This window comes from Amycolatopsis sp. WAC 04182 (genome assembly GCF_003947465.1).
In the GTDB taxonomy this organism is placed as follows: Bacteria; Actinomycetota; Actinomycetes; order Mycobacteriales; family Pseudonocardiaceae; genus Amycolatopsis.
Genome location: NZ_QHJJ01000008.1, coordinates 61,285 through 81,662, shown reverse-complemented (window position 1 = coordinate 81,662; position 20,378 = coordinate 61,285). Strand labels below are relative to the sequence as shown.

General features: G+C 68.8%; 16 protein-coding genes and 1 riboswitch. Of the genes, 7 read left to right on the top strand and 9 right to left on the bottom strand.

The annotated features are described in order from the left end of the window. Window positions 1-92: 92 nt before the first annotated feature. Window positions 93-1,532, top strand: coding sequence for a polyprenol phosphomannose-dependent alpha 1,6 mannosyltransferase MptB (gene mptB, locus DMH01_RS35335; protein WP_125682636.1), 1,440 nt, complete (start codon window positions 93-95; stop codon window positions 1,530-1,532). Here the strand turns inward: mptB and DMH01_RS42820 are convergent. Further along, window positions 1,436-1,981 (bottom strand): SRPBCC family protein, encoded by a 546-nt coding sequence (locus DMH01_RS42820; RefSeq protein ID WP_158633278.1) that lies wholly within the window; start codon window positions 1,979-1,981, stop codon window positions 1,436-1,438. The genes mptB and DMH01_RS42820 overlap by 97 nt on opposite strands. 59 nt (window positions 1,982-2,040) lie before the next feature. Between DMH01_RS42820 and DMH01_RS35325 the strand changes: the two genes are divergently transcribed. Both DMH01_RS35325 and DMH01_RS35320 read left to right on the top strand, forming a co-directional pair. Next, the gene (locus tag DMH01_RS35325) at window positions 2,041-2,622 is read left to right on the top strand and encodes a TetR/AcrR family transcriptional regulator (RefSeq protein ID WP_125682632.1); all 582 of its coding nucleotides are present in this window, start codon (window positions 2,041-2,043) and stop codon (window positions 2,620-2,622) included. Between the two features lie 75 nt (window positions 2,623-2,697). Further along, a riboswitch (guanidine-III (ykkC-III) riboswitch) is annotated at window positions 2,698-2,766 on the top strand. 11 nt (window positions 2,767-2,777) lie between these two features. Then, window positions 2,778-3,092, top strand: coding sequence for a multidrug efflux SMR transporter (locus tag DMH01_RS35320; RefSeq protein ID WP_125682630.1), 315 nt, complete (start codon window positions 2,778-2,780; stop codon window positions 3,090-3,092). A gap of 184 nt (window positions 3,093-3,276) precedes the next feature. Here DMH01_RS35320 and DMH01_RS35315 read toward each other — a convergent pair whose 3' ends face one another. Continuing rightward, the gene (locus tag DMH01_RS35315) at window positions 3,277-4,602 is read right to left on the bottom strand and encodes an alpha-lytic protease prodomain-containing protein (protein WP_125682628.1); all 1,326 of its coding nucleotides are present in this window, start codon (window positions 4,600-4,602) and stop codon (window positions 3,277-3,279) included. A 132-nt stretch (window positions 4,603-4,734) separates the two neighbouring features. Then, complete coding sequence (locus tag DMH01_RS35310) at window positions 4,735-5,718, bottom strand: LysR family transcriptional regulator (RefSeq protein WP_125682626.1); 984 nt, start codon at window positions 5,716-5,718, stop codon at window positions 4,735-4,737. A 160-nt stretch (window positions 5,719-5,878) separates the two neighbouring features. Between DMH01_RS35310 and DMH01_RS43390 the strand changes: the two genes are divergently transcribed. Next, window positions 5,879-7,186 (top strand): hypothetical protein, encoded by a 1,308-nt coding sequence (locus DMH01_RS43390; RefSeq protein ID WP_233621788.1) that lies wholly within the window; start codon window positions 5,879-5,881, stop codon window positions 7,184-7,186. Between the two features lie 83 nt (window positions 7,187-7,269). Beyond that, window positions 7,270-7,584, top strand: a complete 315-nt coding sequence (locus DMH01_RS35300; protein WP_125682624.1) for a hypothetical protein — start codon at window positions 7,270-7,272, stop codon at window positions 7,582-7,584. Window positions 7,585-7,590: 6 nt separating this feature from the next. Here the strand turns inward: DMH01_RS35300 and DMH01_RS35295 are convergent, their stop codons facing one another. The 4 genes from DMH01_RS35295 to DMH01_RS35280 form a co-directional block, all read right to left on the bottom strand. Then, window positions 7,591-8,778, bottom strand: coding sequence for a sodium:proton antiporter (locus tag DMH01_RS35295; protein WP_125682622.1), 1,188 nt, complete (start codon window positions 8,776-8,778; stop codon window positions 7,591-7,593). A 91-nt stretch (window positions 8,779-8,869) separates the two neighbouring features. Beyond that, the gene (gene secD / locus DMH01_RS35290) at window positions 8,870-11,149 is read right to left on the bottom strand and encodes a protein translocase subunit SecD (protein ID WP_125682620.1); all 2,280 of its coding nucleotides are present in this window, start codon (window positions 11,147-11,149) and stop codon (window positions 8,870-8,872) included. Between the two features lie 58 nt (window positions 11,150-11,207). Then, window positions 11,208-11,600, bottom strand: a complete 393-nt coding sequence (locus DMH01_RS35285; RefSeq protein WP_233621787.1) for a hypothetical protein — start codon at window positions 11,598-11,600, stop codon at window positions 11,208-11,210. A gap of 28 nt (window positions 11,601-11,628) precedes the next feature. Beyond that, a complete protein-coding gene (locus tag DMH01_RS35280; RefSeq protein ID WP_125683313.1) occupies window positions 11,629-12,204 on the bottom strand; it encodes a TetR/AcrR family transcriptional regulator in 576 nt (191 codons plus the stop codon). An 81-nt stretch (window positions 12,205-12,285) separates the two neighbouring features. Here DMH01_RS35280 and DMH01_RS35275 point away from each other — a divergent pair, with 81 nt between their 5' ends. After that, window positions 12,286-12,615 (top strand): rhodanese-like domain-containing protein, encoded by a 330-nt coding sequence (locus tag DMH01_RS35275; protein ID WP_125682618.1) that lies wholly within the window; start codon window positions 12,286-12,288, stop codon window positions 12,613-12,615. Here the strand turns inward: DMH01_RS35275 and DMH01_RS35270 are convergent. Continuing rightward, a complete protein-coding gene (locus tag DMH01_RS35270; RefSeq protein ID WP_125682616.1) occupies window positions 12,606-13,256 on the bottom strand; it encodes a maleylpyruvate isomerase family mycothiol-dependent enzyme in 651 nt (216 codons plus the stop codon). The genes DMH01_RS35275 and DMH01_RS35270 overlap by 10 nt on opposite strands. 103 nt (window positions 13,257-13,359) lie before the next feature. On the opposite strand from DMH01_RS35270, the gene DMH01_RS35265 reads away from it, so the two are divergent. Further along, complete coding sequence (locus DMH01_RS35265; RefSeq protein ID WP_125682614.1) at window positions 13,360-13,770, top strand: RidA family protein; 411 nt, start codon at window positions 13,360-13,362, stop codon at window positions 13,768-13,770. Window positions 13,771-13,924: 154 nt separating this feature from the next. Here the strand turns inward: DMH01_RS35265 and DMH01_RS35260 are convergent, their stop codons facing one another. After that, window positions 13,925-20,305, bottom strand: coding sequence for a DUF11 domain-containing protein (locus DMH01_RS35260; RefSeq protein ID WP_125682612.1), 6,381 nt, complete (start codon window positions 20,303-20,305; stop codon window positions 13,925-13,927). Window positions 20,306-20,378 lie beyond the last annotated feature (73 nt).

The window sequence follows — 20,378 nt, the reverse complement described above, 5'->3', positions numbered from 1 at the left end:
GGGGTACCCGGTGGACGCGGCCCCGAAGCGTCCCGGCCGGTTTACCGTGCGATCGGCGGAACCGGATTTCGCACTTGGAGTAGTTTGGCCGCATGCAGAACGTCTTGCCCGCGCCGGAGAAGACCGGGCTGAACATCTCGGCGTTGCACTGGGCGGGTTTCCTCGGAATCGCCGTGCTGGTGCTGGTCACGTCCGGGATCGGCCTGCCCTCGGTGCTGGTGGTGGCGCTGGGCGTCACCGGGATGGCCACCCTGGTGCTGTCCTGGCTCGGCATCGGACGGCTCGCCGCCGGGTTGCCCGAACGGCGGCTGTACTGGATCGCGGTCTCGTGGTGCGCACCGCTGCTGGTCGCGCGCCCGCTGTTCAGCGGCGACATCAACAGCTATCTGGCACAGGGCCTGATCGCGGCCAAGGGATTCGACACCTATCTCGTGGGGCCCGCCGAGGCACTCGGCGCCGATTCGCCGGTGACGATGGCGGTCAGCCACTACTGGCGGGACACGCCCGCACCCTACGGCCCCGCGTTCGTCGCGCTGGCCCGCACGATCGCCCACGTCGCCGGGGACGCCTTCGTGCCGACGGTACTGCTGCACCGGCTGCTGGGGCTGATCGGGATCGTGCTGATGGCGTGGGCGCTCCCCCGGCTCGCCCGCCGCGTCGGGGTCTCGCCGTCGATCGCGCTGTGGCTGGCGCTGCTCAACCCGCTCGTGCTGTGGCATGTCGTGGCGGGTGTGCACAACGACGGGCTCATGGTCGGCCTGATGGTCGCCGGGCTGGAACTCGTCCTCATGGGCGCGGCGAAGACCGGCGCGGCCCGGCCCGCGCTGATCGCCGCCGGCGTGGTCGCGGTGAGCGCCGCCGCGAACATCAAGATCGTGGCGGTCGCCGGCCTGCTGTTCGTCGGCGTCGATCTGTTCCGCCGGGCGACTCCCGCCGGTCGGGCGATGGTGGCGCTCGGGCTGCCCGCCGGATTCGCCGCAGTCACGGTGGCGATCTCACTCGGCAGCGGGCTCGGTTTCGGCTGGGTTCGGGTGCTTTCCGGCGTTTCCGGCCAGGTCCACAGCTGGATGGCGCCCACCAACGAACTCGGCTTCCTCGTCGGCGGGCTGGGCAAGATCTTCGGGGCCGACCTGACCGACGGCGCGATCGAGGTGTTCTCCCTGATCGGCGCTCTCCTCGGCCTCGCCGTGGGCGCCAGGCTGCTGTGGCTCACCTACCGCGAGAAGCTGCACCCGCTCCACGCCGCGGGACTGACCTTCGCCGCGATGCTGGTCCTCGGGCCGGTCGTCCAGCCCTGGTATCTCTTGTGGACGGTCGCCCTGCTGGCCGTGAGCCTGACGACCGACCGCGGCCGCTGGATCCTTGCCGTCGTCAGCGCGGTGTTCGGTGTTCTGCTCCCGCCCGCGAACGGCGGCGCCGTGTCCTTGGCGCTCGGTTACTTGATCGCCGTCGTGCTCATCGGCGGCACTTTGTTCGTACTCAAGCGAAAGGGCCTCTTGCCGGAGATCAGGCTCCGCAAGAGCCGGACGTAAAGGCTCCATCGCGCGGGCTTCTCGACCGTGCCGGTGAGTTCACGCTCGGCACGGTCGAGGCAGTCTTCCAGCAGCGCGTCGTGCATCGGCCGCCACAGCAGCGGATAGGTGAACCACGCCGGATGCCGAAGCCGCAGCACCATGAGGTGCGCGAGTTCGGTCTCCCCGGTTTCCGTCGCGCGCAGGGTGAATTCGTGGAATCCGTCGAAGCCGCGAGGAGCGCTGAACCTGAACCGCACGGACCTTCCGGGTTCGTAGGACTCCACGTGGTAGCGCACCGGTCCGTGTCCGCCGTCGGCCCCCACCCCGAGCGGCCGGTCGAACCGCAACGGCGGCCACGCGTCGACGGGCCAGAGCCGGTCGCCGTCCGCGGACAGAGTGTCGATCAGCGCGCCGGCCCGCTCCTGTGCCACGCCGACGATCCGGTGATGCCTGTTCCACACGCGCATCGCGCCTCCCAGTTCTAGAGACCTTCCCCTAAAACCATAATAGAGGATAGTCTCTGAAAATGGGACGGCCACCGCGACACACCGCCGACGACTTCCTCGACGCCGCCGTGCGGATCTTCGCCACCGAAGGGGTCGCCGGGGTGACCATGTCGGCCGTCGCCCGCGAGGTCGGCGCGCCGAGCGGGTCGATCTACCACCGCTTCCCCGGACGTCCGGCGCTGCTCGCCGCCGTCTGGCTCCGCACGGTGACCCGCTTCCAGCAGGGCTACCTCGAAGCACTCGAGCAGGAACCGGTCACCGAAGCCGCCGTCGAGGCCGCCGCGCAGGTCGTCCGCTGGTGCCGCGCCCATCCCGCCGAGGGGAAGCTGCTCTACGGCGGTGACAGCGCGCTCGGCGTCGACGACTGGAGCGCCGAAGACCGCGCCCGCGTCGACGACGCGAACCGCCGCCTCGACGTGGCGATCACCAAGGTCCTGCGGCGGCTGCGCCCGCTGACCGGCCGGAGCACCGACGAGCTGATGCTCGCCTTGGTGGACCTCCCCTACGCGGCGGTGCGGCGGCATCTCGACCGCGGCGAGGCGCCGCCGCCGCGCACCGTCGACCTGGTGGCGAGGACGACTCGCACGCTGCTGGCGGGCTGAACCTGGCGCCGCTCCCCGGGTGGTGACTCTCGTCAAACCCGCGGGCACCCCGCGCGGCGGTGTGCCATCCTGGTCGTGGAACCTCGTGATCGAGGTCCCCGGACGAGTGGGTGCCGTACCCGGCCAGCGACAAGACGGCACTCTGGGAGCGCGTCATGTCGTGGCTTGTCCTGATCGTTTCGGGTGTGCTGGAAGCCGTGTGGGCCACCGCCCTCGGCAAATCCGAAGGGCTGTCGCGGCCGGTACCGTCGGTGATCTTCGGCGTGACCCTGGTCGCCAGCATGGTGGGTCTCGCGTACGCGATGAAGGATCTCCCCGTCGGCACCGCCTACGCGGTCTGGGTCGGGATCGGGGCTTCTCTCACCGTCGCGTACGGCATGTGGTCGGGCGCGGAAACCGTTTCGCTGGCCCGGATCCTGCTGATCGTGGGGATCGTGGCCTGCGTCGTGGGCCTGAAAGTCCTGCACTGACCCCGTAACTCGCATGATCACGCGAGTTACGCCTTCAATCACGCGAGTTGCGTCTCCGATCACGCGAATTCCGCGTCCCGTCACGCGACTGACGCCGCGAAGAGGGACCGCCCCCGACGCACGGACGACGTCGGGGGCGGTCGGTCCGGGCGCACCCCTGCGTGTGGCCCGGACGGCTAGGCGGTCAGGCGCGCGCCCAAAGCGCTGGGACGTTCGGCGGCTCCCAACCTGCCTGTGCGGTGTGGCCCTGCAGGGCCCGGTAGGTGGCACCGCCGTAAGTCACCGTCGCGCCGACGGCGTAGGTGGTGCCCGCCGCCCAGGTTCCACCGGGCGGGTTGTTCGACGTCGTGGTGGTCGGCGTCGTGCTGGAGGGCGGGTTCGAACCCGAGGTCACCAGGCGCAGGTTGTAGACGCTCAGGATCTCCGAGATCGGCTGGAAGTAGAACGTGCCGCCCGAGCTGCAGTTGCCGGAGCCACCGGAGGTGACGCCCTGCGCCTGGTCGCCCGCGAGCCACGAACCACCGGAGTCGCCCGGCTCGGCGCAGGCGTTGGTCCGGGTGAGGCCGGAAACGGTGCCCTGCGGGTAATTCACCGACGCGTTCTTCTGCTGGATGGTGCCGCAGTGCCAGCCCGTCGTGGAACCGGAACGGCAGACCGACGCGCCGATCGCGGCCTCCTGCGAACCCGCCACCGGAACGGTGCCCGGGTAGCGGTTGACCAGCGGACGCGGGGTGTTGCCCGCGTCCACGCGGACCCACCCGTAGTCGTTGCCGGGGAAGCTGGAGCCCGCGACGCTTCCGCTCGGGTTCGAGGTCCGCGTTCCCGTGGTTCCGCAGTGTCCCGCGGTCACGAAGCCGCCTTCGACCGAGAAACCGATCGAGCACCGGCCCGAGCCGAAGGTGTAGGCGTTGCCGCCGATGACGTCGATCAGCGGAACCGGGCTTTCGGCGCTGGTCTCGACCCGCACCGCGTCGGCACCCACGCCCGCCGCGGTCGCCCACGATTTCGCGGCCGCCTCGCCACCGGCGTTGGCCAGCACCACGATCGAGTTCGTGGTGGCGTCGACGTACCAGCCGGGCACGGTCTTCGGAGCGGCGGTTCCCTTGGCGTCCAACGACAGCTTCGCCGCGTCGAGCTGCGCGGCACTCCGCGCGACCGTCTTCGGGGTCGCGCCCGCCGCACGGACGACACCCTCCAGCGCCGCGTCGGTGACCGCGACGGTCAGCGTGGTCCCGGCCGCGTCCAGCCAGGATCCGGCGTAGGACGAGCCGAGGCGGGACTTGAGGTCGCTGTCGGCGCGAGCCGCCTTCTGCTCGCCGTCGAGGCGGTTCTTCGCCTGATCCGGGCTGATCTTCAGGTCGCGCGCCAAAGCGGCGACGATCTCCGACCGGGCCTGGTCGGCGGCAGGCACGTTCTGGCCGGCGCTGGCGCTCGGCGTCAGCGCGATGGCCGTGACCAGGCCCGCGCCGGTCAGGGCCGCCGCGGCGGCCGCTACGATCTTTCGGTTCATTTCAGGCGTTTCCTCACCGCGTTCCGGAAGAAGATCTCGTCCAGACCGTACGAGGCACCTGCTGCAAATGGTACATACCATTTAGGTCATATCCACCCAGTGGACTGGACCTATCGATCGTTTCCGCGCAGGTCAGCGCATCCCGGCGTCCGTGTAGTCCACGCCGTACCCCGGGTTCAACTCCAGATACTTCGAGTAGGTCGGCCGCCGGTCGATCAGCTCGCCGTACACCGCGCGGGACAGGGCGATCATCTCCGCGGCGAAGGGACCCATCTCTCCGCGCTCCGACCAGCCGACGAGATTCCGCCAGCTCAGCGGATTCCCCGCGATCGGGACCGCGACGATGCCCGGGATCTCGTGGAACAGCGGCTGGCACAGCACCACCGCGTGTCCCGATTCGACCATCTCGATGCAGGTCAGCACATCGGTTTCGTACAACGAGCGCGGCGTGAACCCCGATCTCGCGCAGGCCGAGGCGAAACAGTCGCCGAAACATCCGTCACCCGGCGTCGCGCACCACCGTTCGTTCGCGAGCGCGGAGAGTTCGACTTCGGGCCGCTGCGCACGCTCGTCCCGCGCCGACATCAGCACGAACACCGGATGATGCGCGAGCGTCCGCCAGCGGAGGCCGGGCTCCGGCGGTGGCGCGGCGTCACCGCAGACGCCGACGAAGGCGAAGTCCAGCGCGCCTTCGGCGGTCATGTCCGCGAGTTTGTTGGCCGACCAAGACGTATGCGTGGCGACATGGATGTCGGGATGAGTGGTGCCGAGGCGCTGCAGGAGCGCCCCCAGCATCGGCCCCGTCGCCGAGCCTAGCCGCAGGGTCACCGGCTCACCGGTGCCGGCGTGCTGGGCGAGCCGCGCCGCCTCGTCGTGCAGCGACGACACGGCGGGGAGCACCATCTTCGCCCGGTCGAGGACGAGGAGGCCGAGCGCGGTCGGCCGGGTGCCCGTGTGGTCGCGCAGGAACAGCTTCCCGCCGAGGGTCCGTTCGATGCGCTTCAGTTGTGCTGTCAGTGCAGGCTGCGCCATTCCGAGCGTGTTCGCCGCCTTGGTGATACTCCCGAGTTCGGCGATCGCGCACATGATGCGCAGGTGGCGCAGTTCCAGCTCCATCCCTCTACGTTAGTAGACATAACTGGACTGGACCAGACAAACGATTGAGCCAAATGGCTTCGTATCGCTTGGTTCGGCGATGCCATCGATGTCAGGAATCCAGGACACGCCAGGGCTCCGGCCGATATCGTCACCTCGGAACCGACGACGAGGGGGTTCAGTGGCGGAGCGTGGACGGATCCGGCGATCGCTGGCGCGCGTGATCACCGACGACAACCTGGATCTGTACGTACTGGGCACCGTCGCACTGGCGTTCACCGTCCTGGGCGCGACCGGGATCTCGGACGTCAAAACGCTTTCGTCCGTGGTGACGGCGCTGCTGGCACTGCTCGCCTTCTCCCAGATCCGCTCGCGACGGCTGACCGAACAGGTCCGCGACTCCAACCGGGGCGGTCCGGCGTCGTTCTTCGAACCGGAATTCCCCGCGGATCTCATCTCCCGGCGTGCGGCGGCGTTCGACATCCTGCTCATCGGCCATTCGATGACCAGGACCGTGCAGGGGATGCGCAGCGACATCCGGTCGATCCTCGAATCGGGCGGACGGATCCGGGTGCTGGTGCTGGATCCGACCGACGAAGAGCTCGTCGCCATCGCCGATCGCCGGATCTCCCAGAGTCTCGGGCAGGGGCGGCTGCGGCAGCGGATCCTGGCGACCCTGGACGAGCTGACCTCCTTGAAGGGCAGGACCGGCGGCAGGCTGGAGATCCGGGTGTCGTCGCGGATCTCGTCCGCGGGTTTCAACTGCCTCGACGTCTCCGGCAAACGGGGCCTGATCTGCGTGCAGCACTACGAATACCGGCCGAGCGGTGAAGCCGCGCCGGTGTTCACAGTGGAACCGAAGGACGCTCCCTGGTACCGGCACTTCGCCGACGAGGCGGAACGGCTGTGGGAGGACGGCACACCCTGGCCGCTGTCCCCCGCGGACCAGGTCGCGCGGGCGCGCCGCCCGGTGTTCAGCGAGGACTTCGGCCCCGCGCTCGCCGAGGCGATCGATGGCACGGACGAACTCCTGGTCACCGGGATGGCCCGCAACACCCTGGTGAACAACAGTTACGGCAGACTCGAAGAACGATTGCGGGCCGGCGCCAAGATCCGGTTCGTGCTGATCGACCCGCATTCGCCCGCGATCGACACCGCGGCCTCCCGCTATCACGCCGTGCGGTCACCGGAAAGCGCGCGGGATCGGGTCCTCCACACGCTGCGGGTGCTGGCCGAACTGAAACGCTCGACCGGTGGCGACCTCACGGTCCGGCTCGTCGCGCACCCCGTCGCCACGGGAGTGATCGTCACCGGCTCGGCACTGTTCGCCGAGTACTACACCTATCAGGCCGCGGGTGAGCCGAAGTTCGTGCTGCAGCCCGCGGACGGCGCGGCGTACCGGACCTTTCTCGGCGAGGCGGAGGCGTTGTGGACCAGTGCCGCACCGCACGATCTGACCGTGGACGACGTGGAGACGGCGGGCGGCTGAGCCGATAACGGTTCGGAAACGGCGGCCACTTCTCCCGATTCCGCTCTTCTAGAGTGCCTTCTTTCGCGCCCAGGGGAGGGTTCGTGCACATCCACGCCAGACGTCGTTCCATCAGCTTCAGCGGCCGGACGATCACGATCAAGGCCGCGCTGAAAGGGCTCAACGACAAGAAACACACGTTCACCGTCGAGAAGATCAGCGGGATCAAGAACATCCCGCCGACGGCGTTCAAGCCGGGAATGCTCGTCTTCGACGTGAACGGGGCGTCCAAGGCGATCGTCGAAGACGTACCCATGTACGCCGACAAGGTCGACATGAACACCTTCACGTACGGCGGCATGAATTCCAAGCACGTGAAGGAACTCGAAGCGGCCATCAGGAAGGCGATGAGCGGCTGACCGTGGTCACGTCCTCTTCGACTTGCGGTTCAGGAACGCGGAGGCCCCGAAACCGTGCGCGGCGACGCTCAGCAGCACGGTCACCGCCATGACGCTCAACGCGACGTCCGCCGCGTCCCCGTCGAGTGAGTTGAAGGCGAGCAGGCCGAACACGATCGACGCCGCGCCGCGCGGGGCCAGCAGGCCGATGGTCATCCGGTCCCGCCACCGGAAGTCCGTCCGCAGCAAGGTGAGCAGCACCGGGATCAGCCGCGCGACGGTCAGCGCCACGACACTGACGAGCACGATGCCCCAGGTGAGGCCGAAGGACAGCACCAGCACCGCGGTACTGCCGAAGACGAACCACATCAGCAGCCCGCACAGCGAACTGACGTCCTCGGCGAGCCCGACTTCGTCTTCGCCGGGATGCCGCGCGGTCTTGTAGGCGATCCCGCAGATGAACGCGGCGACGAAGCCGTTGCCGCCGATCGCGACGGCGGCGGTGTAGGTCAGCAGCGGCAGGGCGACGGCCGCGACCCGCGCGGAATGCCGGGTCGACCAGCCGTGCTTGGCCGTCACGTTCATCGCCACCGCGGCCACCGCGCCGATCACGGAGCCCGCCAGCACGGCCAGCAGCGCCGCCGGGATCGCGGTCTGCAGCGCCTCGCCCGGCGTGTTCGCCTGGTGGTGACTCCCCGCGAGGGTGAGCGCGAAGATGAACACCGGGGCGACGACGCCGTCGTTGTAGCCGCTTTCGACGTTCAGCAGATGCCGCACGCGTTCGGGCACCCGGACGTCGTGCACCACGGACGTCGCCGGCGCGAAGTCCGTCGGGGCGATGATGCAGGCGATCAGCAGGACCGCCGCCCAGCCGAGGCCCGGCAGCGCCAGCAGGCCGACACCCATGACGATCAGGATCGTCAGCGGCAGCGCGATCAGCAGCAGCCGCACCGCGGTCTTGGCGTCGTGGCCGAGATAGCCGCCCTTGACCGCGGTGGCGTCCACGAACAGCAGCAGCGCGAGGATCAGTTCCGCCGCGTTGAGCGCGATCTCGGTGTTGAGCCCGTTGCCGAGGTCGTTGCGGGTGCTGAACCCGATCGCCAGCCCGGCCGCCACCATCGCCATCGGCGCGGTGATCTGCCACCGCTCCAGCCTGGCCGCGGTCATCGTCCAGGCCAGCACGACGACCGCGCCGACGAGCACGCTCTGGATCATCTCCCCGCCCCTCGTTCCCGGTGGACTCCCCTGCCACCGGGAACGAGCTTAGAGGCCGGACCGAGCGCGGCGGTCCACAAAGGAACGTCGATCACACCACCGCGCCGTTGTCGTCCCGCTGTCGTGTGGGCGACGCCTTCCGGACGGGACGCCCGGCCCCTGGCCACCGCTTGTCGAGCAGGATCGCGACGGGACCGGCAGTGGCCACTGTGGACACAGTGCCCGCGACGAGGCCGAGCAGGAGCGCGAGGGCGAAGTCGGCCAGCGATCCGTCCCCGAGGAACAGCAGCGCCCCGAGGACGAACAGCACCCCGATCCCGGTGTTGATCGTCCGCGGCAGCGTCTGCAGGACCGCCGTGCCGACGACCCGCGAGAACGGCTCCTTGCGGCGTTGCCCTCGTACCTCCCGCACCCGGTCGAAGACCACAACCGAGTCGTTGACCGAGTAACCGATCACCGTCAGCAGTGCGGCGAGGAAGACACCGTCCATGGACTTGCCCAGCCAGGCGAAGATCCCGACGATGATCAAGACGTCCTGCGCGAGCGCGGCCACCGTGGCCACGCCGAGCCGCCAGTCGAACCGCACCGCCAGGTAGATCAGCTGCGCCAGCACCGCGAGGCCGAGCGCGAGCATCGCCTTGGAGCGCAGTTCGGCGCCGAGGCTCGGGCCGATCTGCTCGTCGCGGATCTCGGTGGCGTCGCCCGCGACCCCGGCGACGGCGGTCCGGATCCGTTCGGTGGCGTCCTCGTCGATCGGCTCGGTGCGGACGGAGATGTCCTTCTCCCCGGACGTCTGCACGACGGCGCGGGGGAATCCGGCGTCGGAGACCGCGTCCCGGACCCGTTCGACGTCGGCGGGCGCCGAGGTGCTGTATTCGATGACCCGGCCACCGGTGAACTCGACGCCGAGGTTCGGTCCCGCCACGAACAGTCCCGCGATCGCGGCGATGACGACCGCGCCCGCGACCATCAGCCAGCGCCGCGGTTTCCCGAGGAATCCGGGATCACGGCGGTTCACCCACCGCCGGACCCGGCCCTCGTGGGTGAGCCCGGACAGCCGCGGTTTGCGCGCGACCACGCCCCGCATCGTGAGGTGCAGCAGCAGACGCGTGAGCACGAGCGAGATGAACAACGCCACGACGACACCGATGGACAGCGTCACCCCGAATCCGCGTACCGGGCCGGACGCCAGCCAGAACAACAGTCCCGCGGCGAGCAGGGTGGTCACGTTCGAATCGACGATCGCCGACAACGCCCCGCTGAACCCGCGGCTGACCGACCGCGGCAGGGAACCTCCCCGTTTGACGGAGTGTTCTTCTCTCGCCCTTTCGAAGACGAGCACGGTCGCGTCGACGGCCATGCCGATCGCCAGCACGAACCCGGCGAGACCCGGCAAGGTCAGTGTCGCGCCGACGGCGAGCAGCGCGGCATAGGACACGGCAGCGTACGCCACGAGTGCGCCGACGGCGATCAGCCCGGCCAGGCGATACACCGCGAGAAGGAACAGCGCGGTCAGTGCCAGGCCGATCACGGCGGCACGGGCGCTGGCGTCGATGGCGGCCGCGCCGAGGGTGGGCCCGACGGTCCGCTGCTCGATGATCTCGACCGGCGTCGGCAACGCGCCCGCGTTGATCAGCAGCGCCAGATCCTTGGCTTCGGCGGGCGAGAACTGCCCGGTGATCTGCGTGCTCCCGCCGACGATCCCGACCCCGCAGGCGACCTGCGGGCTCACCTGCGGCGACGAGATCACCTTGTCGTCGAGCGCGATCGCCACCCGGCGGGCGGGATCACCCGGCGGCGAGCACGCGGCCTGCCCGGTCAGCCGCTCCCAGGAGCGACCGGCGTCCCCCTTGAAGTCGACCGAAACGAGCCACCCGCCGCCGCCCTGCGAATCGACCGACGAGAGTGCCTCGTCGACGCCTTCACCGGTCAGCGCGGCGGGGCCCAGCGTGATCGGCTGCCCGCTCTCGTCGTTGAGGACGCGGGAGTCGGCGGGGGCGGCGCCGGCGGCGAGCACGGGATGGAAGGACAGCTGCGCGGTGCGTCCGATCACCTCGACGGCCTCGCGCGGATCCCGCACGCCGGGCAGTTCGACGATGATCCGGTTGTCGCCGGAGCGGGCCAGCATCGGCTCGGCGACGCCCAGCGCGTCGACCCGGCGGCGCAGCACCTCGAGCGTCCGGTCGGTGGTCTGGGCGTCGGCGGTGACGGTGGGCGAATCCTTGGTCTCCAGCACGATCTGCGTGCCACCACGCAGATCGAGCCCCAGGCGCGGGGCGGTGGTCAGCAACAGGTACACGGTCGCGGCGAGGACGACCAGCGAGACGACGGCTCGCCCGGTCATGCCTCGCCGCGCGGTTTCGCGCGGCACGAAGTCTTCTCCTCGAAGGGTTTCCCGGTTCGGGCGCGCGGACGCGCGCCTGTCAGCGTCAGACGGCTGCCGGGAGAGGAGGAGCGCGATCCCCCAGCGCGAGGCGGTTCGCCGCGCGCGAGGGAGGGGTGACGTCGTCGTGGAGTTCGCTGAGGCGGAGCAGCGTCGTGGACGCCGGCCCGTGCGGGACGGTGCCGAAGAGAGGCAGGTCACCGTGACCGTGCACACCCAGGAGCGCCGGTTCGGCGGCGAGCCTGCCCGCGGCGCGCACCGGCGCGACGGCGTTGGAGGCCGAGGAGCCGACTGTGGTGTCCGACCCGCTCGGCTCGTCCGCCGAAGCGGAACCGCCCGTGTGGAGCGCGAGGAACAGGCCGAGCGCGGTCAGCACGGCGGCGAGCAGCGCCGGCACGGCCTGCCTTGCCGTCCGGTACCTCCGGCTCTCCACCTTCATCGACACACTCCCGGGTCTCGCCGACACCCTACTGGGATCCGGCCCGCCGCCACAGGCGCGTGATCCCGGCGCGGACGCGGTCCTCCCCCAGTTCCGGCAGCAACGCGGTCAGATGTTCGGCCGCGAGCGGGGCCAGCAGGGCGTGCGCGGCGTGCTCGGGGTCGGGTGTGCCGTCGAGCAGGAGCGCGACGTGCCGGTGCCAGAACCGGTAGGCCCCGATGCGGTAGCGCGCCCCCGGCGCGGCGGTCTCCGACATCCGCACCAGCGGCAGATGTTCGAGCACGTAATCGACGTACGCGTCGGCGAAGGCGACGAGCCGTTCGACCGGCGGCGCGCCGGGGCCCAGTGGAGGCGGGCCGTGCAGGATTCCCTCCTGGAGCAGGCGTTCCCGCGCGTCCAGCAGCGCGACGGCCAGCCCCGCCTTGTCACCGAAGCGGCGGAAGAGCGTGCCCTTGCCCACGCCCGCGGCCGCAGCCACCTGATCCATCGACACCGCTTCGACGCCGTGCTCGGCGAACAGTGCCGCCGCCGCGTCCAGGATCGCGGCCCGGTTGCGGGCGGCGTCGGCGCGCTCCTTGGGCGGCGGAGTGCGCAGGAGTTCCAGGGAGGTTGCAGAAGCGGACTGCGGTCCGTTATGGTCGCGAGGCACATCCGGACTATAGTCCGATTAACTGGAGGTAGCGACATGACCGCACTCATCACCCGTGACGAATTGAAGGCCGCGATCGACGCGAAGACCGTGACGGTGGTCGACGCACTGGGTGGCGAGTACTACGCCAAGCAGCATCTGCCCGGCGCCGTTCCTCTGGTCCTCGCCGACGTCGACGCGCACGCCGCGACCGTGCTGCCCGATCGCGGCGCCGCCATCGTCACCTACTGCTCGAACCCCGCCTGCCCGAACAGCGGCCAGGTCGCCGACCGGCTCACCGCCCTCGGCTACACCGACGTCCGCAAGTACCGGGAAGGCATCGAGGACTGGGCCGGCGCGGGCCTGCCCCTCGAGTCTCAGTCCTGAGAAAGGACACGCTCCCTCAGGATCGGGACCCCGTCGCCGCCGAGTTCGTCGAGGTAGGCCGCCCGTCCGGTCATGGCCATGATCAGCGCCAAGGTCGTGCCCGAGACGAGCGGACCGGTCCCGGTGTCGAAGGGGCCATCGGTGGCTCGCAACCGCAGCCCGCCGATGCGCCCCTTCGCCACCACCACCAGGTCCGACCCCTGGTAGTACTCGGCCAGCGCGGTGACGACGTCGATCGGGTGATCACGGCGGATGCCGAGCGGACGACGGATGTCCTCGCCGTGCACGATCGTCTCGCCGAGCATCGCCGGCTTCGGCAAGGGCGGTTTCGTCGTACTGGTGACGACGCCGCGGAACCGCTCCAGCGTCTCGGCGCCGTCGTCGCCCATCTGCTCGGCCAGCCGCATGGCGACCTGCTTGTCGAAGTCCCACCGGCAGCGGATCACGCCCGCCAGCCACCGCAGCGGCGTGAGGGTCGCGGCCGAGGTGAGATGCGCGAGCACCTCGCGCACCGAAAGCCCCGCGCACAGCGACGGTGTTCTCCACTGCTCCTCGGTGAGCACCGCCAGGTCGTCCGCCAGCGCCGCCCGCTCGGCGTGGATCAGCGGCCAGAGCTCGGTCTTCGTTCCTGAATCCGTCATCCGGAGTCCCTCCAGTCGTCGTTGTCAGGAGGTGAGACTCCCGCCGCGGCCCGGAATCATCGGTACTTTGGAGGCGATTTCCTTGGTTGACGAGAGGGGACCGATGATCCAGCGCTGGAATCCGGAGACCGTGGCGGCGCCGATCGGCCCGTACAGCCATCTGGTCCGCGTTCCCGGCGATCACGAGCTCGTCGTCGTGTCCGGCCAGATCGGCGTCGGACCCGACGGCGAACTCGCCGGGCCCGACGCCGAGTCCCAGACCCGGGCGTTGCTCGCCAACCTCGAGCGGCTTCTCGAAGCCGCGGGCGCCGGACCGGAACACCTGGTCAAGGTGTTCAGCATGCTTTCCGGCACCGAGCACCTCGCCGGGTTCCGCACGGCGATGCGCGAGACCTTCACCCGCTGGTACCCGGAAGCGGACTGGCCCGCCCAGTCGCTGATCGTGGTGGCGGCGCTGGCGAAGCCGGAACTGGTCGTCGAGGTCGAAGCGCTGATCGCGGTGCCCGGGCACTGAGAAGAAGGGCAAACGTGTCGTGTTCGTGGGTGAGGCTGGTGGTGGGGTGAAGGCTCCCTTCGCCGCGTCCGATGCGACGAAGGGAGGCTTCGGCTCAGCCGAGGAAACTCGACCTTCACACCAACCCGGACTCAGGCCGGGCACCGCGGCTCGATCAGGACTCCCGGCGCCTCCGTCCGGCGAGGAGCAACAGCGCGCCGATGGCCAGCATTCCCAGCGCCAGCACCGTCATCGTCTTCACCGGTGAGCCGGTCACGGCCAGCCCGGGCGGACGCGGGGTGTTCGGCGGCTGCGGGTTCGGCTTGTCCGGCGGCTGCGGCGTCGGAGGCTCCGGCGGCACCCGGGTGTCGGTGCCGCAGTCGGGGTTCGCCGAACCCGGCGGGCAGTTGCCGCCCGGGGTGTCCGACGTGACGACGTTGCGGAGGCGGTGGTCACCGGTCGCCGGCTTCCGCACGGTGACGGCGTAGGTGACGGTGGCCTTCTCCCCCGGCTTGAGCACGCCCTTCCACGTGAGCTTCGGCGCGGAGTAAGTGACCGCTCCCGTGCTGGCCTTCGCCGTGCCGTCGAAGGTGGCGTCGTCCAGCACCTGGGTCAGATCGTCGGTGAACGTCGCGTCGTCCACTGTGGCCTGTCCGGTGTTCTCCACCGTGACGGTGTAGGTCACGACCTCGCCCGGTTTCGCCTCCGCCTTGTCCACGGTCTTCTTGATCTTCAGGCTAGACAGCGGTGTCGTCGTGCCGCACTTCGGGTCCTTGCTGCCCGGCGGGCAGTTACCACCCGGAGTGTCGGTGGTGATGACGTTGGTCAGCTTGCCGTCGCCGTCGGTCTTGGTCACCTTGACGCTGTAGGTGACCGTCGCCGTCTGGCCGATCTCCAGATCGCCGGTCCAGGTCAGCTTCGGTTCCTCGTAGGTCACCGAACCGATCGTCGCCGTACCGTCCTTCTGGAACACGGCGTCGTCGAGCACCTCGGTGAGGTCGTCGGTGAACGTCGCACCGGTCAGCTTCGTCTTGCCGGTGTTGCGCACCGTCACCGTGTACTTCACGACGTCGCCCGGGTTCGCCGTGGCCTTGTCCGCCTTCTTCTCCAGGGAGATGCCGGGAACGGGAGTGACGGTCGAGCACGCGGGATCGTCGGACTGCGGCGGGCAGGTGCCCGGCGTGTTGGTGCTGACGGTGTTCCGCAGTTCGTGGTCGCCGGTCACGGGGTTCTTCACCTTCACCGAATACTTCAGCGTGGTCGAAGCACCCACCGGGAGATCGCCCGCCCACACCAGGTTCGGCGCGGTGAAGGCGAACTTCCCGGCGACCGGGGCCGCCGTGGCGTCGTCGGCGTAGTCGGCGTCGTCGAGCACCTCGGACAGGTCGTCCGTGACCCGTGCGGCGTCTTCGCCGACCAGGTCGACCTTGCCGGTGTTGGTGACGACGACGGTGTAGGTGACGACATCACCCGGGTTCGCGGTCTGCTTGTCCGACGTCTTCTTGACCGTCAGCTCGCGGGACGGCACGTCCGCGACACAGTTCGGGTCGGTCGAATCCGGCGGGCAGTTGTTGCCCGGTGTCTCCGAAGTGACCACATTGGACAGTTTCTTGTCGCCGGGGTTCGGGTTCTTGATCTTGACCGTGTACGTGACGGTCGAGGTCTGCCCGATCTCCAGCGAGCCGGTCCACGTCAGCTTCGGCGCCGCGTACGTGACGCCGCCGATGGTCGCCGCACCGTCGTTCTGGTAGTCGGCGTCGTCCAGGACTTCGGTCATGTCGTCGGTGAAGGTGGCGCCGTCCTGTTTGGTCTGCCCGGTGTTGGTGACGGTGATCGTGTACTTCACCGTGTCGCCGGGGTCGACCGACTTCTTGTCGGCGGTCTTCTTGATGAGCAGCCCGGAGATCGGGGTGGTCGTGCCGCAGTCCGGATCGGTCGAGCCCGGCGGGCAGTTCCCGCCCGGGGTCTCGGACGTGACGGCGTTGACGAGCTTCTTGTCGCCGTCGCCCGGATTCTTCACCTGGACCGTGTAAGTGACCGTGGCGGTCTGCCCGATCTCCAGCGAGCCGGTCCACGTCAGCTTCGGCGCCGCGTACGTGACATCGCCGATCGTCGCCGCTCCGTCGTTCCGGTAAACGGCGTCGTCGAGCACCTGGATCAGGTCGTCGGTGAAGGTGGCACCGGTCAGCTTCGTCTGGCCGGTGTTCTTGACCGTCACCGTGTACTTCACGACATCGCCCGGATTCGCCGACTGCTTGTCGACCGTCTTCTTGATCTCCAGGCCCGAAACCGGGGTTTCCGTGCCGCAGTCCGGATCCGTGGAGCCCGGCGGGCAGTTCCCGCCCGGCGTCTCCGACGTCACCACGTTCTTGAGCCGGTTGTCGCCGGTGTTCGGGTTCTTGACCTTGACCGTGTAGGTCACCTTGGCCGTCTCACCGACGCCGAGGTCACCGGTCCAGGTCAACTTCGGTGCCGTATACGTGACACCACCGACCGTCGCCGCACCATCGTTCTGGTAGTCCGCGTCGTCGAGAACCTGCGTGAGGTCGTCGGTGAACGTCGCACCCGTCAGCTTCGTCTGGCCGGTGTTGGTGACGGTCACCGTGTACTTCACGACATCGCCCGGATTCGCCGACTGCTTGTCCACGGACTTCTCGATCAGCAGACCGGACACCGGCGTGGTGGTCCCGCACTTCGGATCGGCCGAACCCGGCGGGCAGTTCCCGCCCGGTGTCTCCGACGTGACCGTGTTGATGAGTTTCTTGTCGCCCGGGGCGGGATTCTTGACCTTCACCGTGTACGTCACCACCGACGTGGCACCGATTTCGAGGTCACCGGTCCACGTCAGCTTCGGCGCCGCATAGGTGACGCCACCGATCGTCGCGGCACCGTCGTTCTGATAGTCCGCGTCGTCCAGCACCTGCGTGAGATCGTCCGTGAACGTCGCACCGGAAAGCTTCGTCTGACCGGTGTTCCGCACCGTGACCGTGTACTTCACTACATCGCCCGGATTCGCCGACTGCTTGTCGACCGACTTCTCGATCAGCAGACCCGACACCGGCGTCGTCGTGCCACACTTCGGATCCGTCGAACCCGGCGGGCAGTTCCCGCCTGGCGTCTCCGACGACACCGCGTTCTTGAGCACATTGTCGCCGGTGTTCGGATTCTTGACCTTCACGGTGTACGTGATTGTCGACGTGGCGCCGATTTCGAGGTCACCGGTCCACGTCAACTTCGGCGCCGCATACTCCACACCGCCGATCGTCGCCGCACCATCGTTCTGATAGTCGGCGTCGTCCAGCACCTGCGTCAGGTCGTCGGTGAAGGTGGCACCGGTCAGCTTCGTCTGACCGGTGTTCTTGACCGTCACCGTGTACTTCACGACATCGCCCGGATTCGCCGACTGCTTGTCCACGGTCTTCTCGATCACCAGACCCGACACCGGCGTCGTGGTCCCACACTTCGGATCCGTCGAACCCGGCGGGCAATTTCCACCAGGAGTCTCCGACGTGACCACATTGGACAGTTTCTTGTCACCGGGGTTGGGGTTCTTGACCTTCACCGTGTACGTGACCGTCGCCGTGGCACCGATTTCGAGGTCACCGGTCCACGTCAACTTCGGTGCCGCATACGACACGCCACCGACCGTCGCCGCACCGTCGTTCTGATAGTCCGCGTCGTCCAGCACCTGCGTGAGATCGTCCGTGAACGTCGCACCGGAAAGCTTCGTCTGCCCCGTGTTCCGCACCGTGACCGTGTACTTCACTACATCGCCCGGATTCGCCGACTGCTTGTCGACCGACTTCTCGATCAGCAGACCCGACACCGGCGTCGTCGTGCCACACTTCGGATCCGTCGAACCCGGCGGACAGTTACCACCGGGCGTCTCCGACGACACCACGTTCTTGAGCACATTGTCGCCCGTGTTCGGACTCTTGACCTTCACCGTGTACGTGACGGTCGCCGTGGCGCCGATTTCGAGGTCACCGGTCCACGTCAACTTCGGCGCCGCATACTCCACACCGCCGATCGTCGCCGCACCATCGTTCTGATAGTCCGCGTCGTCCAGCACCTGCGTGAGATCGTCCGTGAACGTCGCACCGGAAAGCTTCGTCTGTCCCGTGTTCCGCACGGTCACCGTGTACTTCACGACATCGCCCGGATTCGCCGACTGCTTGTCCACGGTCTTCTCGATCAGCAGACCCGATACGGGAGTCGTGGTCCCGCACTTCGGATCCGTCGAACCCGGCGGGCAATTTCCACCCGGGGTCTCCGTCGTCACCACGTTCTTCAGCCGGTTGTCACCGCTGTTCGGGCTCTTGACCTTGACCGTGTAGGTGAACTCCGCGCTCATCCCCGCGGCGAGCGTCCCGGTCCAGGTCAGTTTCGGGTCCACATAGGACACCGCACCGGGCGACGCGGTGGCGTCGTTCTGGTAGACCGCGTCGTCCAGCACGCCGGTCAGGTCGTCGACGACCTTGAGGTCCGCCGCGGTCACCTTTCCGGTGTTCGCGACAGTGACCTTGTAGCGCACGACGTCACCGGGGTTCGCGGATTCCTTGTCCGCGGTCTTCGTCACCGTGTACGACGGTGACGGCACCTTGGTCTTCGCGCACGCGGCGGCGGGATCGTCCGGGCAGCGGTTGTCCGGCGGAACGACCGGTGGCGGCCCGATCGGGACGTTCGCGCGGTTCACCAGTTCCTTGCCGATGGCGGACTCTTCGACCTTCACCCGCACCGTCAACGTGGCCGTCTCCCCGACGGCGAGGCCGTTCACGGCCCACTCGATCGGCCCGGTACCGGACGCGGTGCCCTTCGAAGGAGTGGACGAAACGTAGGTCGTCCTCGGCGGCAAGGTGTCGCGCACCGTGAACGCGGGCACGGGGATCACGCCGGTGTTCCGCACGGTCACCTGATAGGTCAGGGTGTCGCCCGGGATCGCCTCGGCGAGGTCGACCGTTTTCGTCAGCTGGTATCCCGGCGAGGCGACCGTGTTCCGCACCGTGTTCGACGTGCGGTCCTGCGGCCGTCCGGTGTCCTCGCCGCGGAAGGTCACTTTGCCTGTGTTGTCGAGTTTGGTGCCGTCCGGCACCGAGGCGCCGACCTTGACCTTGAAGTCCACTTTCTGCGCTTGCCCCGGCCTCAGGTTCCGCAGGGTGCACGTGACCAGCTGACCGGCGGCCGAACAGTTCGGATTGGACCCGGCCACGAACGTGACGCCGTCGGGCAGGGTGTCGGTGAGCACCACGTTCGTCGCGGTGTCGAGATCGGTGACACTGCCGTCGGCGTGGCGGTTGGCGACGTCGAAGCTGTAGGTGATCTCGCCGCCCTTGGCGACGTAGCCCGGCGGGTTGTCGTCGGTGTTGCCGACCGGGTCGTTGGCCTTGGTGATCTGGAGGTCGGGTTCGAGCGCGTCGGTGACGAGCCAGATCGTCTGCGGGTACAACGCGTCGCCGACGGTGCCGATCTTCACTTCGAGCGCGGTGGTCCCCGCGGGGACCTTGCCGGTGATGTCGATGCTGCGGGCGTCGTAGCCGACGTTGTTCACCGGATTGGGCTCGCGCGAGGTGACGTTCGTGCCCGACCCGGTGGCCGTGACCCTGTCGATGCGGCTGCTGAACGCGTTGTTGGTCGCCACGCCGCCCGGCGCGGGCATCGCGATGGTCTGCAGGCCGGCCGCGTTCGGGCCGACCTGCAGGTAGTCGCCGGTGATGGGCGCGTCGCCGTCACCCGCGACGATGCCGAGTTCGACGTTGGGCTGGCGCGAGGTCGGCGCCTTGATGCCGCTCAGCGCGATGGTCGCCGAACTCGGCGTGCTACCGCCGGCGACGCGCTGCAAACCGTCCCACACCTGCAGGTAGCGCAGCGGCTCGCTGGGCAGTTCGTAGGCGACCACCAGTGACCAGCCACCCCAGCAGCCGAGGTTCGTCCCGCTGATCGACTGGCCCTGGCAGGCCTGGATGTCGGCGACCGTGTACTGCCCGGTCCCGGCGGCGGTCACGAGGTTCGTGACGTCGGCGGCGCCACCATAGGCGTACAGGGTCGGGAAACCGCCCGTGGTGGTCGCGGGGAACCAGTCGTAGGTTTCGGCGGTGATCCGCTGGTAGGTGGCGGAACCCGGGGTCTTCATCGAGACCTGGTTGCCCCGGTTCCCGTCGCCGGAGGTGCCGCTGCTGGCGACCGGGTTGAACTGCCAGTACAGCCGGGCGTTGAGCACCTTCGCGCCGGCCGGGACGTTCAGGCTCGCCGCGGAGGCGGTGTTCCCCGGCGCGGCCGGGTCGGTCTTGATCCACGACACCGGGCTCGCGTTGCTCGTGGACTCGTTGCAGACCACGCCGACGCCGCATTGCACGACGGAGTTGGCGGCCATCGTGATGCCACCGTGCGCCAGCCCGGAATACACCGGTTCCGGCCCGATCGGCCGTTCCGTACCCGCACCGCGTGGCCGGATCTGGGCGTTCGCGGGCAGCGGGGCACTCATCAGCAAGGCCACGACGGCCACCGTGAGCACCGCGATGCCCCGGCGCCACCGATTCCGCCCACGACGTTCCGCCATGCCGCCTCCGCCTCACCCCTCGCTTCCGTCGGCCCAGGTCAGGACGGCGGGGACAGCGAGCCCAAGTGGTCAT